The organism is Cupriavidus sp. 22TCCZM04-2 (assembly GCF_057798895.1).
This window is the reverse complement of sequence record NZ_JBYOJS010000006.1, coordinates 106,320-120,680: the sequence shown is the minus strand read 5'-3', so window position 1 is coordinate 120,680 and position 14,361 is coordinate 106,320. Positions and strand designations below refer to the sequence as shown.

Here is a 14,361-nt window from a genome sequence, read left to right as displayed (position 1 = left end):
TCGCACCGTTAAATCCACAATGTCCAGGGCTCCGGATTCGTCCCTGAGCAGGTGCAAAGACAGGCTGCACACCCAACATGAATACCCAAGAGGCGAAGATCGTCCTCGAGACTGCGCTGATCTGTGCGCAGGAGCCCTTGCGCGTGAGCGACCTGCGCCGTCTGTTTGCAGACGATGTCGGCGCGGACACTGTTCGGGTCCTGCTTGATGAGTTGCGCCAGGACTGGCGCCAGCGCGGGGTCGAGTTGGTGGCACTGGCCAGCGGCTGGCGTTTCCAGAGCCGGCCTGAGATGCGGGAATACCTCGATCGCCTCAATCCCGAGAAGCCCCCCAAGTATTCGCGGGCCGTCATGGAAACGTTGGCGATCATTGCTTATCGTCAGCCGGTAACGCGTGGTGACATAGAGGAAATCCGTGGCGTGACGGTTAGCACGGAGGTGGTCAAGAAACTGGAAGACCGCAGCTGGATCGAGGTCATCGGCCACCGCGATGTACCGGGGCGACCGGCACTCTATGCGACCACCAAGGCATTCCTGGACGATCTGGGTTTGCGTACGCTGGACGAACTGCCTCCGCTCGAAGACGCCCAGGCGCAATCGCAGGCGGCGCTACTGGATCAGCAGGCGATCGATTTTGAAGAGATGGCAACGGCGCTGCCGGTGGCTGGCGACGAAGAGGCCTTCCCTGAGCCGGAGCCGGTTACGCCGGCCGGTGAGTCGTCCGATGCCGCCAAGCCGGCTGCTGGCGACGAACCTCCTGACGAGGCTGGGGCCGTCGCGCAGGCCAGCGCCGACGCCATGCAGGTGGCAGATCTCGCGTCGGCTGTGACCGAGGCAAATGGCTTCCATGCCGAAAGCGCGCCGGGCAACCAGGACGGCGGCAATTCATCCGGCGACGATACTGTGCCGCCGCACGCGAGCGAGCATGATGATGAGCGCGTGCCCAACTGAACAATATGCAACATCCGATAGTGAATACTTTGTCTGATTCCGTTGAACAAGACACCCGGTCAGCCGGGTCACCGGCTGCCGACGGCGCAGCAGAATCCGGGTCAGGCACCGATACGGCGCCGCGCCGGAAGGGGCTGAGACGCGGCTTGCGCAACCTGGTGGCTTCGCGCCGGCAGGGCGGGCAGGATCGAGACGGCAATCGCGCCGAAGGAGCCGAGTCTGGCGCCCAGGCTGATGCTGGCGAGAGCAGGCCTGCCGGCGAACCCGGCGGGCGTGCGGCCCCGCGTGGCCGCGGCAAGCGCAAGCCGATCAGGGCGGAAAATGCGCCGGCCCGGGAAGGCGGTCAAGCTGGGCAGGAGCGCGGCGACAAGGGCGAGCAGGCGGGCCGCAAGCGCAAGCCGCAGGGCCAGCGCACTGCCCGGGCCACGCCGGAAGGCGATGTCCAGTCGGCGGGTCGGCAGCAGGGCCCGCGCAAGGGTGGTCAGTCGCAACGGAAGGGGCCGGCCGGTCCCGAGAAGGCGGGCGCGAGCAGCGAAGACCTGTTCCGCTTTGTTATCTCGGATCAGTACGACCAGGAAGACACCGTCATCCCACGCACCAAGGCTAAGCCGGTGCGCGAACTGTCCGCGGACGACGATGCGCCTAAGCTGCACAAGGTCCTGGCTGAAGGCGGCCTGGGCTCGCGCCGCGAAATGGAGGAGCTGATCCTGCAGGGCCGCGTTTCCGTCAACGGATTGCCCGCGCATATCGGCCAGCGGATCCTGCCGGCCGATCAGGTCCGGGTGAACGGCAAGCTGATTCATCGCAAGATTTCTTCCAAGCCTCCGCGCGTGCTGCTGTACCACAAGCCGGCCGGCGAGATCGTGAGCCAGTCGGATCCCGAGGGCCGCCCGACCGTGTTCGACAGCCTGCCGCGCATGAAAACCGGCAAGTGGGTCGCGGTGGGCCGCCTGGATTTCAATACCGAAGGCCTGCTAATCTTTACGACGTCGGGCGACATTGCCAATCGCTTCATGCATCCCCGCTATGGCGTGGAGCGCGAGTACGCGGTGCGTACGCTGGGTGAGCTGGCGGAAGCAGATCGCCAGCGCCTGCTCCATGGCATCAAACTCGATGACGGCGAGGCCAATTTCCTGCGCATTGCGGATGGTGGTGGCGAGGGCGTGAACCAGTGGTATCACGTGGCGCTGACCGAGGGGCGTAACCGTGAAGTGCGCCGCATGTTTGAAGCGGTGGGCCTGACGGTGTCGCGCCTGATTCGCACGCGTTACGGGCAGTTCCTGCTTCCGCGCGGCCTGAAGCGCGGGCGTTGGCAAGAGCTGGAGGCGACGGAAGTCAGGACGATGATGGATGCCATCGGCCTGAAGGTGCCGGGCAGGGGTGAGCAGCAGGGTGGCAAGGGCATGACCAAGGTCGGTGGGCGCAAGCAGCGCACCGAGGCGGCAATTGCCGGCATGCCCATGCATACCGGTATGGACGGCCTGCCGCGGGTCGACAAGGGCGGTGCGGGCCGTGGCCAACCCGATCCTATGCGGACGTCGATGGGCTATATCAGCCATGGTCCCACCGTGCTGACGTCGCACGCCGCTAATCTGGGTGGCGGGCGCGGACAGGGTGGCGGACGCGCTGGCGGCGGGCGCGGCGGTGCGGGTGGCGCGGGCCTTGGTGGCCAGGGCCGGCCTCAGCGCCGCGGCGGCGATGTCAACGGCAATGTGATGCCGAAGGCTGCAAAGGGCGGCGGCAATCGCTCGGGCCGCGGCAAGGGCGGTGGCGCCGGCGGTGCTGGCGGCGGCAACCGGGGCGGTAACCGAGGTAACCGCTAAGCGGCAGCCCCGGCGGCCATTCACTGCCGGGGCCTGATCAGGCGCCGATACATGCCCTTTTGCCTTTTGGACATAATCTGCGTATAATTAAAGTCTATTCAAAAAGTCATCCTCCCAGAGGATGGGCGAATGATGGGCATTGTGCCCATTTTTTTTTGGTTCGCCCGTTTGACGCATGTGCGCCGGAGGCTGACTGGCAGGTGGCTTTGCCCATGTCGTCCCAGGCGGGGCAGGCAAGCCAGCCTGCCCTGGAAGTTGATGGCCATTACTTGGGAATACAGTGCATCTGGCAGATTTGATCGAAACCACCCTTAACGGCATGGGATACGAGCTGGTTGAGCTCGAACGTGCTCCGGCCGGACTGTTGCGTGTCTATATCGATCAGCCTGAAACCGGCATCGTCATCGAGGATTGCGAGAAGGTGAGCCGGCAGTTGACGCACGTGTTGACCGTCGAGAACGTCGATTACGAACGGCTTGAAGTCTCCTCGCCGGGGTTGGACCGGCCGCTGAAGAAACTGGCCGACTATGCCCGCTTCGCCGGGGCAGAAGCGCGCGTGACGCTACGCCTGCCTGTCAATGGGCAAAAGAACTTCACGGGCATTCTGCGCGAGCCGACGGGTGAGGCTGGCGCCGAGAAGGTTGGCCTGGAGTTCCAGGGCAAGGACGGTCCGGCGCTGCTGGAGTTCACGGTATCTGATGTCGATAAGGCGCGCCTGGTGCCGGTGATCGACTTCAAAGGAAATCAAAGAAAAGGGAACAAGCAATGAGCCGCGAAGTTCTGTTGCTCGTCGATGCGCTTGCGCGTGAAAAGAACGTCGACAAGGATGTGGTATTTGGCGCGCTGGAGGCTGCACTGGCCTCCGCGACCAAGAAGCGTTTCGAGGAAGACGTGGATATCCGTGTCGCGATCGACCGCGAATCGGGCGAGCATGAGACGTTCCGCCGCTGGCTTGTCGTCCCTGACGATCAGGGCCTGCAGGAGCCGGACAAGGAAATCCTGCTGTTCGAGGCACGCGACGACAACCCGAGCATCGAGCTGAACGACTATGTCGAGCAGCAGATAGAGTCCGTCGAATTCGGGCGTATCGGCGCCCAGGCCGCGAAGCAGGTGATCCTGCAGCGCATCCGCGACGCCGAGCGCGAGCAGATCCTGAACGACTACCTCGATCGCGGCGAGAAGATCATGACCGGTACGGTCAAGCGCGCCGACAAGAAGGGCCTGATCGTCGAATCCGGTCGCGTGGAAGCGCTGCTGGCACGCGACCAGATCATCCCCAAGGAAAATCTGCGCACCGGCGACCGTGTCCGTGCGTATATCCTGAACGTGGATCGCGCGGCCCGCGGCCCGCAGATCGAACTGTCGCGCACCGCGCCCGAGTTCCTGATCAAGCTCTTCGAGAACGAAGTGCCCGAGATGGAAGAAGGCCTGCTGGAGATCAAGGCGGCAGCCCGCGACCCGGGCGTGCGCGCCAAGATCGCCGTGGTGGCGCATGACAAGCGTATCGATCCGATCGGTACCTGCGTGGGTGTGCGTGGTACCCGCGTGACGGCCGTTCGCAACGAGATCGGCGGCGAAGCCGTGGACATCGTGCTGTGGTCGGAAGATCCGGCGCAGTTCGTGATCGGCGCGCTGGCGCCGGCGCAGGTGCAGTCGATCGTCGTGGATGAGGAAAAGCACAGCATGGATGTGGTCGTCGACGAGGAGAATCTCGCCGTGGCCATCGGTCGCAGCGGGCAGAACGTGCGCCTTGCGTCCGAACTGACCGGCTGGCAGATCAACATCATGACGCAGGAAGAGTCGGCGGCGAAGCAGGCCGAGGAAAGCGATGTCGTGCGCAAGTTGTTCATGGCCAAGCTGGACGTCGACGAAGAAGTGGCCGATATCCTGATCGACGAAGGATTCTCCACGCTGGAAGAAGTGGCCTACGTTCCCATCAGTGAAATGATGGAAATCGAGGCGTTTGATGAAGACACCGTCAACGAGCTGCGCAACCGCGCACGTGATGCGCTCCTGACGATGGAACTGGCCCGGGAAGAAAAGGTTGAAGAGGTGTCGCAAGACCTGCGCTCGCTCGACGGCCTCAACCCGGAACTGATCGGCAAACTGGCCGAAGGCGATATCCATACGCGTGACGACCTGGCAGAACTGGCCGTCGACGAACTGGTCGAGATGACAGGCGTCAGCGAGGAAGAAGCCAAGGCGCTGATCATGAAGGCACGGGAACATTGGTTCAACTGAGGGACACGTCCGGGCATGTGACAACATTACCGGACGCGCTTTCCACATACGATTTGTCCCGACGAAGAAACCAAGCATTGAAAGGGTTTGAATGGCAAGCACAACAGTTGCCCAACTGGCCGCAGAACTGAGTCGCAGCGCAGCTGCCCTGCTGGAACAATTGCAGGCGGCTGGGGTGGGCAAGGCGACGCCAGAAGATATCGTCACGGAATCGGATAAGACCAGCTTGCTGGACTATCTGAAGCGTTCGCACGGCCAGGCCGATGACAGCGCACGCAAGAAGATCACGCTGACCAAGCGTGAAACTTCCGAAATCCGTCAGGCCGACTCCACCGGCAAGACGCGCACCGTTCAGGTCGAGGTGCGCAAGAAGCGCGTGTTGATGAAGCGCGACGAAGCGACGTCCGACCATCACGCCGAGTCGGAGCCGCATACCGTGGACGCCGACGCCGCCGAACAGGCGCGCCGTGAAGAAGAGGAGCGCAACCAGGCGGAACTGCTGGCACGCCAGGAAGCCGAAGCGAAGGCGCGCCGCGAGGCCGCCGAGCGAGAGGAAGCCGAGCGCCGTGCGCAGCAGGAAGCCCTGGAAGCCGAACAGCAGCGCCAGAACGCTCTTCTCGCCAAGAAGGCCGAAGAGGAAGCTGCTGCCGCGCGTGCCGTGAACGAGGCCGCCGAAGAAGCTTCGCGCAAGAAGGCCGAGGACGAGCAGGCGCGCGTAGCCGCCGAGCGCGCGGTCGCGCAGAAGGCTGCCGACGATGCTAAGGCAGCCGCCGACAAGGCGCGTGTCGAGCAGCAGGACGCCGCACGCAAGCGCCGCGAGGCTGCCGAAGCCGAAGCCCGTGCCATCCAGCAGATGCTGAATGCGCCGGCACGCGTGCTCAAGGCACCGTCCGAGCGCAAGGCGGAAGAAAAGAAGGCCGAGCAGACCGGTACGCTGCACAAGCCGGTCAAGCCGGCCGGCGCCACGGCCGAGGCCAAGAAGGATGAGAAGAAGCCGGCCACCACTGCCGCACCCAGCACGACGGTCGACAAGAAGACCGGCAAGCCTGGTGCCCCGGGGTGGAAGGATGACGCCTCGCGCGGCAAGAAGGGCGGCCTGAAGACACGCGGCGATTCGTCGGGTGGCGTGGGCGGCTGGCGCGGTGGTCCGCGTGGCCGCGGTGGTCGTCACCAGCGTGACGACGACGGCCGCAGCAATTTCCAGGCGCCGACCGAACCCGTGGTGCGTGAAGTGCACGTGCCGGAAACCGTTTCGGTGGCGGATCTTGCACACAAGATGGCCGTGAAGGCATCCGAGGTCATCAAGCAGATGATGAAGCTCGGCCAGATGGTGACGATCAACCAGGTGCTGGACCAGGAAACCGCCATGATCGTGGTGGAAGAAATGGGCCACAAGGCGTTTGCCGCCAAGCTGGATGATCCGGAAGCGCTGCTGGTGGTGGACGGCGAAGAGCACACCGATGCCGAGCAGCTGCCGCGTCCGCCAGTGGTGACCGTCATGGGTCACGTCGACCACGGCAAGACCTCGCTGCTGGACTACATCCGCCGCACCAAGGTTGCAGCGGGCGAAGCCGGCGGGATTACGCAGCACATCGGTGCCTACCATGTGGAAACCGACCGCGGCGTGATTACGTTCCTGGACACCCCGGGTCACGAGGCCTTCACGGCCATGCGTGCCCGCGGTGCCAAGGCTACCGACATCGTGATCCTGGTGGTCGCGGCCGACGACGGCGTGATGCCGCAGACCAAGGAAGCCATTGCGCATGCCAAGGCTGCCGGGGTGCCGATCGTCGTGGCGATCAACAAGATGGACAAGCCGGATGCCAACCCCGACCGCGTCAAGCAGGAGCTGGTGGCCGAGCAGGTGTTGCCGGAAGAGTACGGTGGTGATTCGCCGTTCGTGCCGGTGTCGGCCAAGACCGGTGCCGGCATCGAGGATCTGCTCGAGCAGGTGTCGCTGCAGGCCGAAGTCCTGGAACTGAAGGCACCGGTCGACGCGCCGGCCAAGGGTCTGGTGGTGGAAGCCCAGCTCGACAAGGGCAAGGGCCCGATCGCGACGATCCTGGTCAGCAGCGGCACGCTCAAGCGTGGCGATGTAGTGTTGGCTGGTAGCGCCTATGGCCGCGTGCGTGCCATGCTGGACGAAAACGGCAAGCCGACCAAGGAAGCCGGTCCGTCGATCCCGGTGGAAATCCAGGGTCTGTCGGAAGTGCCGGCTGCCGGTGAAGAAGTACTGGTGCTGCCGGACGAGCGCAAGGCACGCGAAATCGCGCTGTTCCGCCAGGGCAAGTTCCGCGATGTGAAGCTGGCCCGACAGCAGGCTGCGAAGCTGGAAACGATGCTGGAGCAGATGAGCGAAGGCGACGTCCAGACGCTGCCGCTGATCGTGAAGGCAGACGTGCAGGGTTCGCAGGAAGCGCTGGTGCAGTCGCTGCTCAAGCTGTCGACCGCCGAAGTGCGCGTGCAGATGGTTCACGCCGCGGTGGGTGGCATCACCGAATCGGACGTCAACCTGGCGACCGCTTCGAAGGCTGTCATCATCGGCTTCAACGTGCGTGCCGACGCCGGTGCGCGCAAGCTGGCCGAGAACCATGGCATCGACATCCGCTACTACAACATCATTTACGATGCGGTAGACGAGATCAAGGCGGCCATGTCGGGCATGCTGGCGCCGGAGAAGCGCGAGACCAATATCGGTCAGGTCGAGGTGCGCCAGGTTTTCCGCGTGCCGAAGATTGGCGCGGTGGCTGGCTGTATGGTTACCGACGGTCTGGTCAAGCGTACCTCGCTGGTGCGCGTGCTGCGCAACAACGTGGTCATCCACACCGGCGAACTCGACTCGCTCAAGCGTTTCAAGGACGACGTCAAGGAAGTCAAGCAAGGCTTCGAGTGCGGTCTGTCGATCAAGAACTTCAACGATGTTCAAGAAGGCGACCAGCTCGAAGTGTACGAAATCACCGAGGTGGCGCGCACGCTGTAAGGCGGCGCAACAACGGCGGGCTTCGGCCCGCCGTTGTCGTCTCGACAAGATGGTATTGAATGGCCAAGAAAGGCAGTATTTCCTCCCGTAACCTGCGTATCTCCGACCAGATCCAGAAGGACCTGGCCGAGATGATCCAGCGCGAGCTGCGCGATCCGCGCCTCGGACTGATCACGCTGCAGTCCGTCACGCTCACGCCGGACTATGCGCACGCCAAGGTCTACTTCACGGTGCTTGGCGCCGATGCCGTGGAAGCGGCAGCAATCCTGAACGAAAAGGCGGGTTACCTGCACTCGTTGTTGTACAAGCGCCTGCATATCCATACCGTGCCGACGCTGCGGTTCTTCCACGACACATCGGTCGAACACGCGATCGAGATGTCCAAGCTGATCAACGAAGCGAACGCCACGCGTTCCAGCGACGACTGATCCGATTCCGGCCGCGCCGGAATGCACAGTCCCGGCGCGGGCAACACGCCCGCCGCCCCCGCATTGTTCCCATGACCGATTCCGCCAATAACCGTCCGCCCCGGCTGCCGCGCCGAGAGGTGCATGGCGTGCTGCTGCTCGACAAGCCGCTCGGGTTGTCCTCAAACGATGCGCTGGTGCGCGCCAAGCGGCTGCTGCGCGCGCTCAAGGCTGGCCACACCGGAACGCTCGACCCGCTCGCCACCGGTCTGCTTCCGCTTTGCTTCGGCGAGGCGACCAAGTTTTCGCAGGACCTGCTCGAGGCCGACAAGACCTACGAGGCGATCGTGCGGCTTGGGCAGAAGACGACGACGGGCGACGCCGAAGGCGAGGTGCTGGCGGAGCGTCCGGTCGCTTGCGATCGCGCTGCGCTCGATGCGGCGATTGCGCGCTTCATGGGCGAGATCGACCAGATTCCCCCGATGCATTCGGCGCTGAAGAAGGACGGCCGTCCGCTGTACGAATACGCGCGCGCCGGACAGACGGTTGATCGCCCGGCCCGGCGCGTCAAGATTCATGAAATCAATATCCTCGACTGCGCGTTGCCGCAGGCGCCGGCGTTCACGATGCGCGTGAAATGCAGCAAGGGTACGTATATCCGTACGCTGGCCGAGGATATCGGCGAGGCACTTGGTTGCGGCGCGCACCTGACTGGCCTGCGCCGCATTGCGGTCGGTGACCTGACCCTGGACGCCGCCGTGACCCTGGAGCAGATCACCGCACAGCCGGACGATGCGCGTCCGGCCCTGCTCGCGCCGGTGGATGCGCTGCTGCAGCGTTGCCCGCCCGTCACGCTGGACGCCGAAGCGAGCGCCCGGTTCCTGCAGGGCCAGCGCATTGCGCAGAGGGATCTGCCGGCAGGCAGCGTGCCGCAAGAGGACACGCTGGCCCGCGTCTATGGCGGCGCGCCGGCGCGTCTGCTCGGTGTAGCGCGCATGCGCGAAGGCGCGTTGCGGCCGGAGCGACTGGTGCGCCTCTGAGGGCGTTGCCGCAACCTTCTTCGAGGCACGCGCTGGTCGCTCGCCTACAATGCAAGAGCCGTATGAAGGCCAGAGGTAACAGGAGGTAGCATGAGCGAACAGATCAGCCAGTTCCGGCCCCTGGATCCGGGCCGCATCAACCTGATGGACCCGTTCGAGGTGCAGTACTGGTGCCGCGAGCTGGGGTGTACCGAGCGTGCCCTGGAGGATGCCGTGGACGTTGCGGGCGAGCATATCGCCGCGGTGCGGGCCCGACTGGAGGCCGCCGGAGGGCAGGCCGGCGCAAGTTAGCAACGGTGAACCGGGCCGCTCTAGAACAGGCTGGCCCTAAGGGAAAAGGCCACGTGCTATCCAGCGCGTGGCCTTTTTTCCATGAGAGCTTCCGTTAATGTGCGCCGGCGGCCGCGTCCGCCCCGGCACCGCCCTTGGCCGGCTTGGTCAGCCATACAAAGCCGATCAGCACGAAAAACAGGACGCCGGAAATCCAGAAGATGTCATTGGCGCCAAGCATCGCCGCCTGCTGGCTGATGTTGCGTTCCATCAGGCCTACCGCCTGGGCCTGGCTCATGCCCATCTGCATCAGGTGATGAAGCTGGTCCGAGTAGGCCGGATTGTAGGGATTGATCTTCTCCACCAGCTGGGCGTGGTGCAGGGCGGTCCGGTTTTCCCACACGGTGGTGGAAATCGACGCGCCGATGCCGCCGAACGTGATCCGCACGAAATTCGACAAGCCCGATGCGGCCGGGATCTTGTCGGGCGGCTGGCCCGACAGGATGATCGACGTCAGCGGGATGAAGAACATCGCCATGGCCGCGCCCTGGATCAGGGTTGGGATCATCAGCGTGCGCGTGTCTACCTGCGTGGTGAAGCCCGCGCGCATCAGGCTGACAATGCCGAACGTGACGAATGCGGCCGTGGCGACCCAGCGGGCATCCATTTTCGGCAGGTTCCTTCCGATCACCGGCGACAGCAGGATCGCGAAGATGCCCACCGGCGCCATCACGATGCCCGCATCCGTGGCCGTGTAACCCACGATGGTCTGCAGCCACAGCGGCAGGATCACCAGGTTGCCGAAGAACAATCCATACGCCACCGAGATCGCCACCACGCCTGAGCTGAAGTTCCGGCCCTTGAACAGCGTGATGTCGACGATCGGATGCTTCTCGTAAGTCTCCCACACCAGGAAGAACAGGAAGCCCAGCACCGCCACCAGCGTGAGCACCACGATCTCGGTCGAATGGAACCAGTCGAGCTCCTTGCCCTTGTCGAGCATCAGCTGCATCGAGCCTACCCAGATCACAAGCAGCGACAGCCCGATGCGGTCGATCGGCAGCACCTTGGTCGGCGTTTCGCGGTCCTTGTAGATCGTCCACGTGGCGTAGGCGGTCAGCAAGCCCACCGGCACGTTGATGTAGAAGATCCACGGCCAGGTCATGTTGTCCGAGATCCAGCCACCGAGCAGCGGGCCCATGATGGGCGCCACCAGCGTCGTCATGCCCCACAGCGCGAGCGCCATGGTGCTCTTTTGCGGAGGGTAGCTCGATAGCAGCAGCGACTGCGACAGCGGGATCATCGGCCCGGCCACCGCCCCCTGCAGCACACGCGCGGCCAGCAGCGTTTCCAGGTTGGGCGCCACGCCGCACAGCCAGGACGACAGCACGAACAGCAGGATCGACGTGATGAACAGGCGCACCGCCCCGAAGCGCGTGGTGAGCCAGCCCGTCAGCGGCACGGAAATGGCATTGGCCACCGCAAACGACGTGATGACCCATGTGCCCTGGTTCGGCGCCACGCCGAGGTCGCCGGAGATGGCCGGAATCGATACGTTGGCGATCGACGAATCGAGCACGTTCATGAACGTGGCCAGCGACAGCGCGATGGTGCCGACCACCAGCTTGCCGCCGCTAAGCGGCTGCGTATGCGTCGGCCGTGCCGGCGGCTTTGGCGCGGCGCCGGCACGTTCGCCCACGGTCAGTGCGTCCGCCATGATCAGCCGCGGTTCGAGGGCCGCGCCACGGCGGCGCTGGCCGCTGCGTCGTCGGCCGGGAGGTTGCGCACCGGTGCGCCCTTGGCCGGTACGGCATCGGCAGGGGCGGGTGCACGGCCGCCGTTGTTCACGGCGATGATGCGCGCGATCAGCTGGTCGGCATCCTGCGCGACCTTGTCATAGACGTCGGTCTGCATCGGCTTGGCCGCGGTGGTGCTGACCATCGCGGCGCCTTCTTCCTTGCGCACATCGACCGTCACGTTCATCGACAGGCCGACGCGCAGCGGGTGGTCCTTCAGTTGCTGCGGGTCAAGCGCAATGCGCACCGGCAGGCGCTGCACCACCTTGATCCAGTTGCCGGTGGCGTTCTGCGCCGGCAGCAGCGAGAAGGCGGAACCGGTGCCGGCCGAGAATCCTTCCACCTTGCCGCTGTACTTGACCTTCGAGCCATAGACGTCGGCTTCAAGCGTCACGGGCTGGCCGATGCGCATATGCGTGATCTGCACTTCCTTGAAGTTGGCGTCGACCCAGACCTGGTCCAGCGGCACGATGGCCATCAGCGGCGCACCGGCGGCCACGCGCTGGCCAACTTGCACCGAGCGCTTGGCCACATAACCGGTCACAGGAGCGGGCAACGCCGAGCGTGCGTACGACAGGTATGCCGAGCGCACATTGGCCGCGGCGCGCTGCACGCTCGGGTGCTTGTCGACGGTGGTCTGGTCGGTCAGCACCTTGTTCGAGGCGAGTTGCTCGCGTGCCGCAAGCAGGGACGACTGCGCGCCTTGCAACGCGGCCTGCGCGTGGGAGATTTCTTCGCTCGACACCGCGCCCGAGCCCGCGATGGCCTGGCGGCGGCGCAGGTCATCGCGCGCCTTGGCGACGTCGGCTTCGCGCAGCGCCACATTGGCGGCCAGCGAACCGTTGTTGACGTAGAGCGTGCGCACCTCGCGCACTGCCTGGGCCAACTGGGCCTCGGCCTGTTCCAGCGCCACCTGCGTATCGGCGCGGTCGAGCTGGATCAGCGGCTGGCCGGCCGTGACCAGCTGCGTGTCATCGGCGGCGATCGATACCACCGTGCCGCCCACGAGCGGCGTCACCTGCACGACGTTGCCCGCGACGTAGGCATCGTCGGTGCTTTCAAAGTGCCGCGCATAGAGGCCCCAGTACACGCCATAGCCGACGCCTCCGACCACGATGGCCGCGGTCAGGGAAAGCAGCAGGCGCTTGCGCTTGCCATTGTTGTTGACGGATGCCGCCGGAGTATTGGAGTGGCCGGCTTGCTGGTTGTCGCTCATGTTGGTCTCTCGTGAATCTGTTCTGCAATGACGGGCGCGCGGATCAGCCGCGGGCGCCGGTCTGGCTGGTTGTCTGGTTCGTTGCTGCAGCGGCGGGGGCATGGCCTTCGCCGCCTTCCTGCGGTTCTTCGTAGCCACCGCCGAGGGCTTTCATGAGGGCCATCTGCAGGTCCAGCCGGCGGGCCTGCAGGTCGGTCGCCAGGCGGCGCTGCTGCAGCACATTACTCTCGGCGTTCAGCACGGTCAGTTGCGTGCCGAGGCCGGCCTTGTAGCGCATCGTGGCGAGCGAGTAGGCGTGTTCGGCCAGGTCCAGCGCTTCGCGCTGCGTCCTGATCTGGTTGTCCACGCTGCGGATGCTCGTCATCGTGTCGGCGGTTTCCTTGAGCGCGTCGACGAGGGTCTGGTTGTAACTCGCGACGGCAATGTCGTAGCGCGCGTACTTGCCCTTCAGGTTGGCGCGCAGCTTGCCGCCCTCGAAGATCGGCAGGTGCAGCGCGGGGCCGAAGCCCATGGTGCGGCTGATGCCCATGAACAGGTCTTCCGGGCGCAGCGACGCCAGGCCGGCAAAGCCGGTCAGCGTGATATTGGGCAGGAACTCCGCCTTGGCGACCTTGATCTCCTTGCCGCTGGCTTCCACGCGCCAGCGCGCGGCCACCAGGTCAGGGCGGCGGCCCAGTAGCCCGATGGTCAGGTCGTCCGGCACCTTTGGCGTGGCCTGCGCGAGCAGGACCGGCTTCTGGATCGACAGCCCGCGGTCCGGGCCCTTGCCCAGCAGCGCGGCGATCTGGTTGCGCGACAGCGCGATATCTTCGTCGATGCGCTGCAGGTCGGTGCGGGCGGCGGCCACCGTGCCGCGTGCCTGGGTGGTTTCCACCTGTGTGTCGAGGCCCGCGGCCAAGCGCTGCTGCGACAGCGAAGTGAGGTCCTGCCGTTGCGTGATGGCACGCTCGGCCACGTCGCGTTGCGCATAGAGCGCGGCCAGGCGGGCGTAAGCCTTGGCGACCGACGTGGTCAGGATCAAACGGGAGGCCTGGCTTTCGGCCTCCATGGCGTGATCGTCCGAGAGCGCGGCTTCGAGTGCCGAGCGGTTCTTGCCCCAGAAATCGAATTCATACGACAGGTTGGCCTGCAGGTGGGACTGGTTCCACCAGCGGCCCGCCAGCGGCGTGCCGGCGAACAGGTCGGTCTCGGAAAAGATCTGGCGTGTGATGTCGGCGCCGAAGCCGACCGTCGGGTAGAGCGCGCTGCGGGTCACGTCGGCCATGGCGCGCGACGCTTCCACGCGCGCTAAGGCGACCTGCAGGTTCGGGTTGTCCTTGACGGCTTCATCGACGAGCGAACGCAATTGCGGGTCCTGGAACTGATCGATCCAGTCGATGCCCGGCCATTGGCCATGTTCGGCCGGCAGGGTCTGATCGGTAGCCATGGCGCTGGCTTCCGTCATGGTCTGCGTACTGTGGGAATTGCCAAAGGCGGCGCACCCGGCGAGCACGGCCGCGGCCACGACCGTCAAGGCCAGCGTGCCTGCGCGGCGGCCCAGGGCGCGTGCGTGCGACGGGCTATAAAGAAAGTTTGAGAGCGCTTGGTTCATGGTTGATGCACCGGGCTGCAAAGGCCGGGCTGGAAATCTGGATCGAT

The 14,361-nt window shown here is 65.0% G+C and carries 11 protein-coding genes; 8 read left to right on the top strand and 3 right to left on the bottom strand.

The features are described 5' to 3' along the window. Nucleotides 1–77: 77 nt before the first annotated feature. The 8 genes from scpB to AC3FKG_RS11865 all read left to right on the top strand — a co-directional run bounded on the left by scpB (nucleotide 78) and on the right by AC3FKG_RS11865 (nucleotide 9,732). A complete protein-coding gene (scpB, locus tag AC3FKG_RS11900) occupies nucleotides 78–950 on the top strand; it encodes an SMC-Scp complex subunit ScpB (RefSeq protein ID WP_488743186.1) in 873 nt (290 codons plus the stop codon). Nucleotides 951–955: 5 nt separating this feature from the next. Then, nucleotides 956–2,773: a 23S rRNA pseudouridine(2605) synthase RluB gene (gene rluB / locus AC3FKG_RS11895; protein ID WP_483708404.1), complete on the top strand. Its 1,818-nt coding sequence runs from the start codon at nucleotides 956–958 to the stop codon at nucleotides 2,771–2,773. 280 nt (nucleotides 2,774–3,053) lie between these two features. Then, complete coding sequence (gene rimP, locus AC3FKG_RS11890) at nucleotides 3,054–3,542, top strand: ribosome maturation factor RimP (RefSeq protein WP_483708403.1); 489 nt, start codon at nucleotides 3,054–3,056, stop codon at nucleotides 3,540–3,542. Continuing rightward, on the top strand, nucleotides 3,539–5,014 hold the full coding sequence (gene nusA / locus AC3FKG_RS11885; RefSeq protein ID WP_483708402.1) for a transcription termination factor NusA: 1,476 nt from the start codon (nucleotides 3,539–3,541) through the stop codon (nucleotides 5,012–5,014). The genes rimP and nusA overlap by 4 nt, the downstream gene beginning before the upstream one ends. Nucleotides 5,015–5,105: 91 nt before the next feature. After that, nucleotides 5,106–7,994: a translation initiation factor IF-2 gene (gene infB, locus AC3FKG_RS11880; protein ID WP_488743185.1), complete on the top strand. Its 2,889-nt coding sequence runs from the start codon at nucleotides 5,106–5,108 to the stop codon at nucleotides 7,992–7,994. A gap of 59 nt (nucleotides 7,995–8,053) precedes the next feature. Further along, nucleotides 8,054–8,422: a 30S ribosome-binding factor RbfA gene (gene rbfA / locus AC3FKG_RS11875; RefSeq protein WP_483708399.1), complete on the top strand. Its 369-nt coding sequence runs from the start codon at nucleotides 8,054–8,056 to the stop codon at nucleotides 8,420–8,422. Between the two features lie 71 nt (nucleotides 8,423–8,493). Then, nucleotides 8,494–9,441 (top strand): tRNA pseudouridine(55) synthase TruB, encoded by a 948-nt coding sequence (gene truB, locus AC3FKG_RS11870; protein WP_488743184.1) that lies wholly within the window; start codon nucleotides 8,494–8,496, stop codon nucleotides 9,439–9,441. Between the two features lie 90 nt (nucleotides 9,442–9,531). Continuing rightward, nucleotides 9,532–9,732, top strand: coding sequence for a DUF3606 domain-containing protein (locus tag AC3FKG_RS11865; protein ID WP_483708397.1), 201 nt, complete (start codon nucleotides 9,532–9,534; stop codon nucleotides 9,730–9,732). Between the two features lie 94 nt (nucleotides 9,733–9,826). Here AC3FKG_RS11865 and AC3FKG_RS11860 read toward each other — a convergent pair whose 3' ends face one another. Genes AC3FKG_RS11860 through AC3FKG_RS11850 form a run of 3 tightly spaced genes read right to left on the bottom strand, consistent with a single transcriptional unit; the run spans nucleotide 9,827 to nucleotide 14,314 of the window. Then, nucleotides 9,827–11,428 (bottom strand): DHA2 family efflux MFS transporter permease subunit, encoded by a 1,602-nt coding sequence (locus tag AC3FKG_RS11860; protein ID WP_483708396.1) that lies wholly within the window; start codon nucleotides 11,426–11,428, stop codon nucleotides 9,827–9,829. Nucleotides 11,429–11,430: 2 nt separating this feature from the next. Beyond that, nucleotides 11,431–12,723 (bottom strand): EmrA/EmrK family multidrug efflux transporter periplasmic adaptor subunit, encoded by a 1,293-nt coding sequence (locus tag AC3FKG_RS11855; protein WP_488743183.1) that lies wholly within the window; start codon nucleotides 12,721–12,723, stop codon nucleotides 11,431–11,433. 43 nt (nucleotides 12,724–12,766) lie between these two features. Further along, nucleotides 12,767–14,314: an AdeC/AdeK/OprM family multidrug efflux complex outer membrane factor gene (locus AC3FKG_RS11850; protein WP_488743182.1), complete on the bottom strand. Its 1,548-nt coding sequence runs from the start codon at nucleotides 14,312–14,314 to the stop codon at nucleotides 12,767–12,769. Nucleotides 14,315–14,361 lie beyond the last annotated feature (47 nt).

Excerpts from the sequence above, each read along its gene's own strand:
- scpB (WP_488743186.1), top strand. The coding sequence starts at position 78 with ATGAATACCCAAGAGGCGAAGATCGTCCTCGAGACTGCGCTGATCTGT.
- rluB (WP_483708404.1), top strand. The coding sequence starts at position 956 with ATGCAACATCCGATAGTGAATACTTTGTCTGATTCCGTTGAACAAGAC.
- nusA (WP_483708402.1), top strand. The coding sequence starts at position 3,539 with ATGAGCCGCGAAGTTCTGTTGCTCGTCGATGCGCTTGCGCGTGAAAAG.
- infB (WP_488743185.1), top strand. The coding sequence starts at position 5,106 with ATGGCAAGCACAACAGTTGCCCAACTGGCCGCAGAACTGAGTCGCAGC.
- rbfA (WP_483708399.1), top strand. The coding sequence starts at position 8,054 with ATGGCCAAGAAAGGCAGTATTTCCTCCCGTAACCTGCGTATCTCCGAC.
- truB (WP_488743184.1), top strand. The coding sequence starts at position 8,494 with ATGACCGATTCCGCCAATAACCGTCCGCCCCGGCTGCCGCGCCGAGAG.
- AC3FKG_RS11865 (WP_483708397.1), top strand. The coding sequence starts at position 9,532 with ATGAGCGAACAGATCAGCCAGTTCCGGCCCCTGGATCCGGGCCGCATC.
- AC3FKG_RS11860 (WP_483708396.1), bottom strand. The coding sequence starts at position 11,428 with ATGGCGGACGCACTGACCGTGGGCGAACGTGCCGGCGCCGCGCCAAAG.
- AC3FKG_RS11855 (WP_488743183.1), bottom strand. The coding sequence starts at position 12,723 with ATGAGCGACAACCAGCAAGCCGGCCACTCCAATACTCCGGCGGCATCC.
- AC3FKG_RS11850 (WP_488743182.1), bottom strand. The coding sequence starts at position 14,314 with ATGAACCAAGCGCTCTCAAACTTTCTTTATAGCCCGTCGCACGCACGC.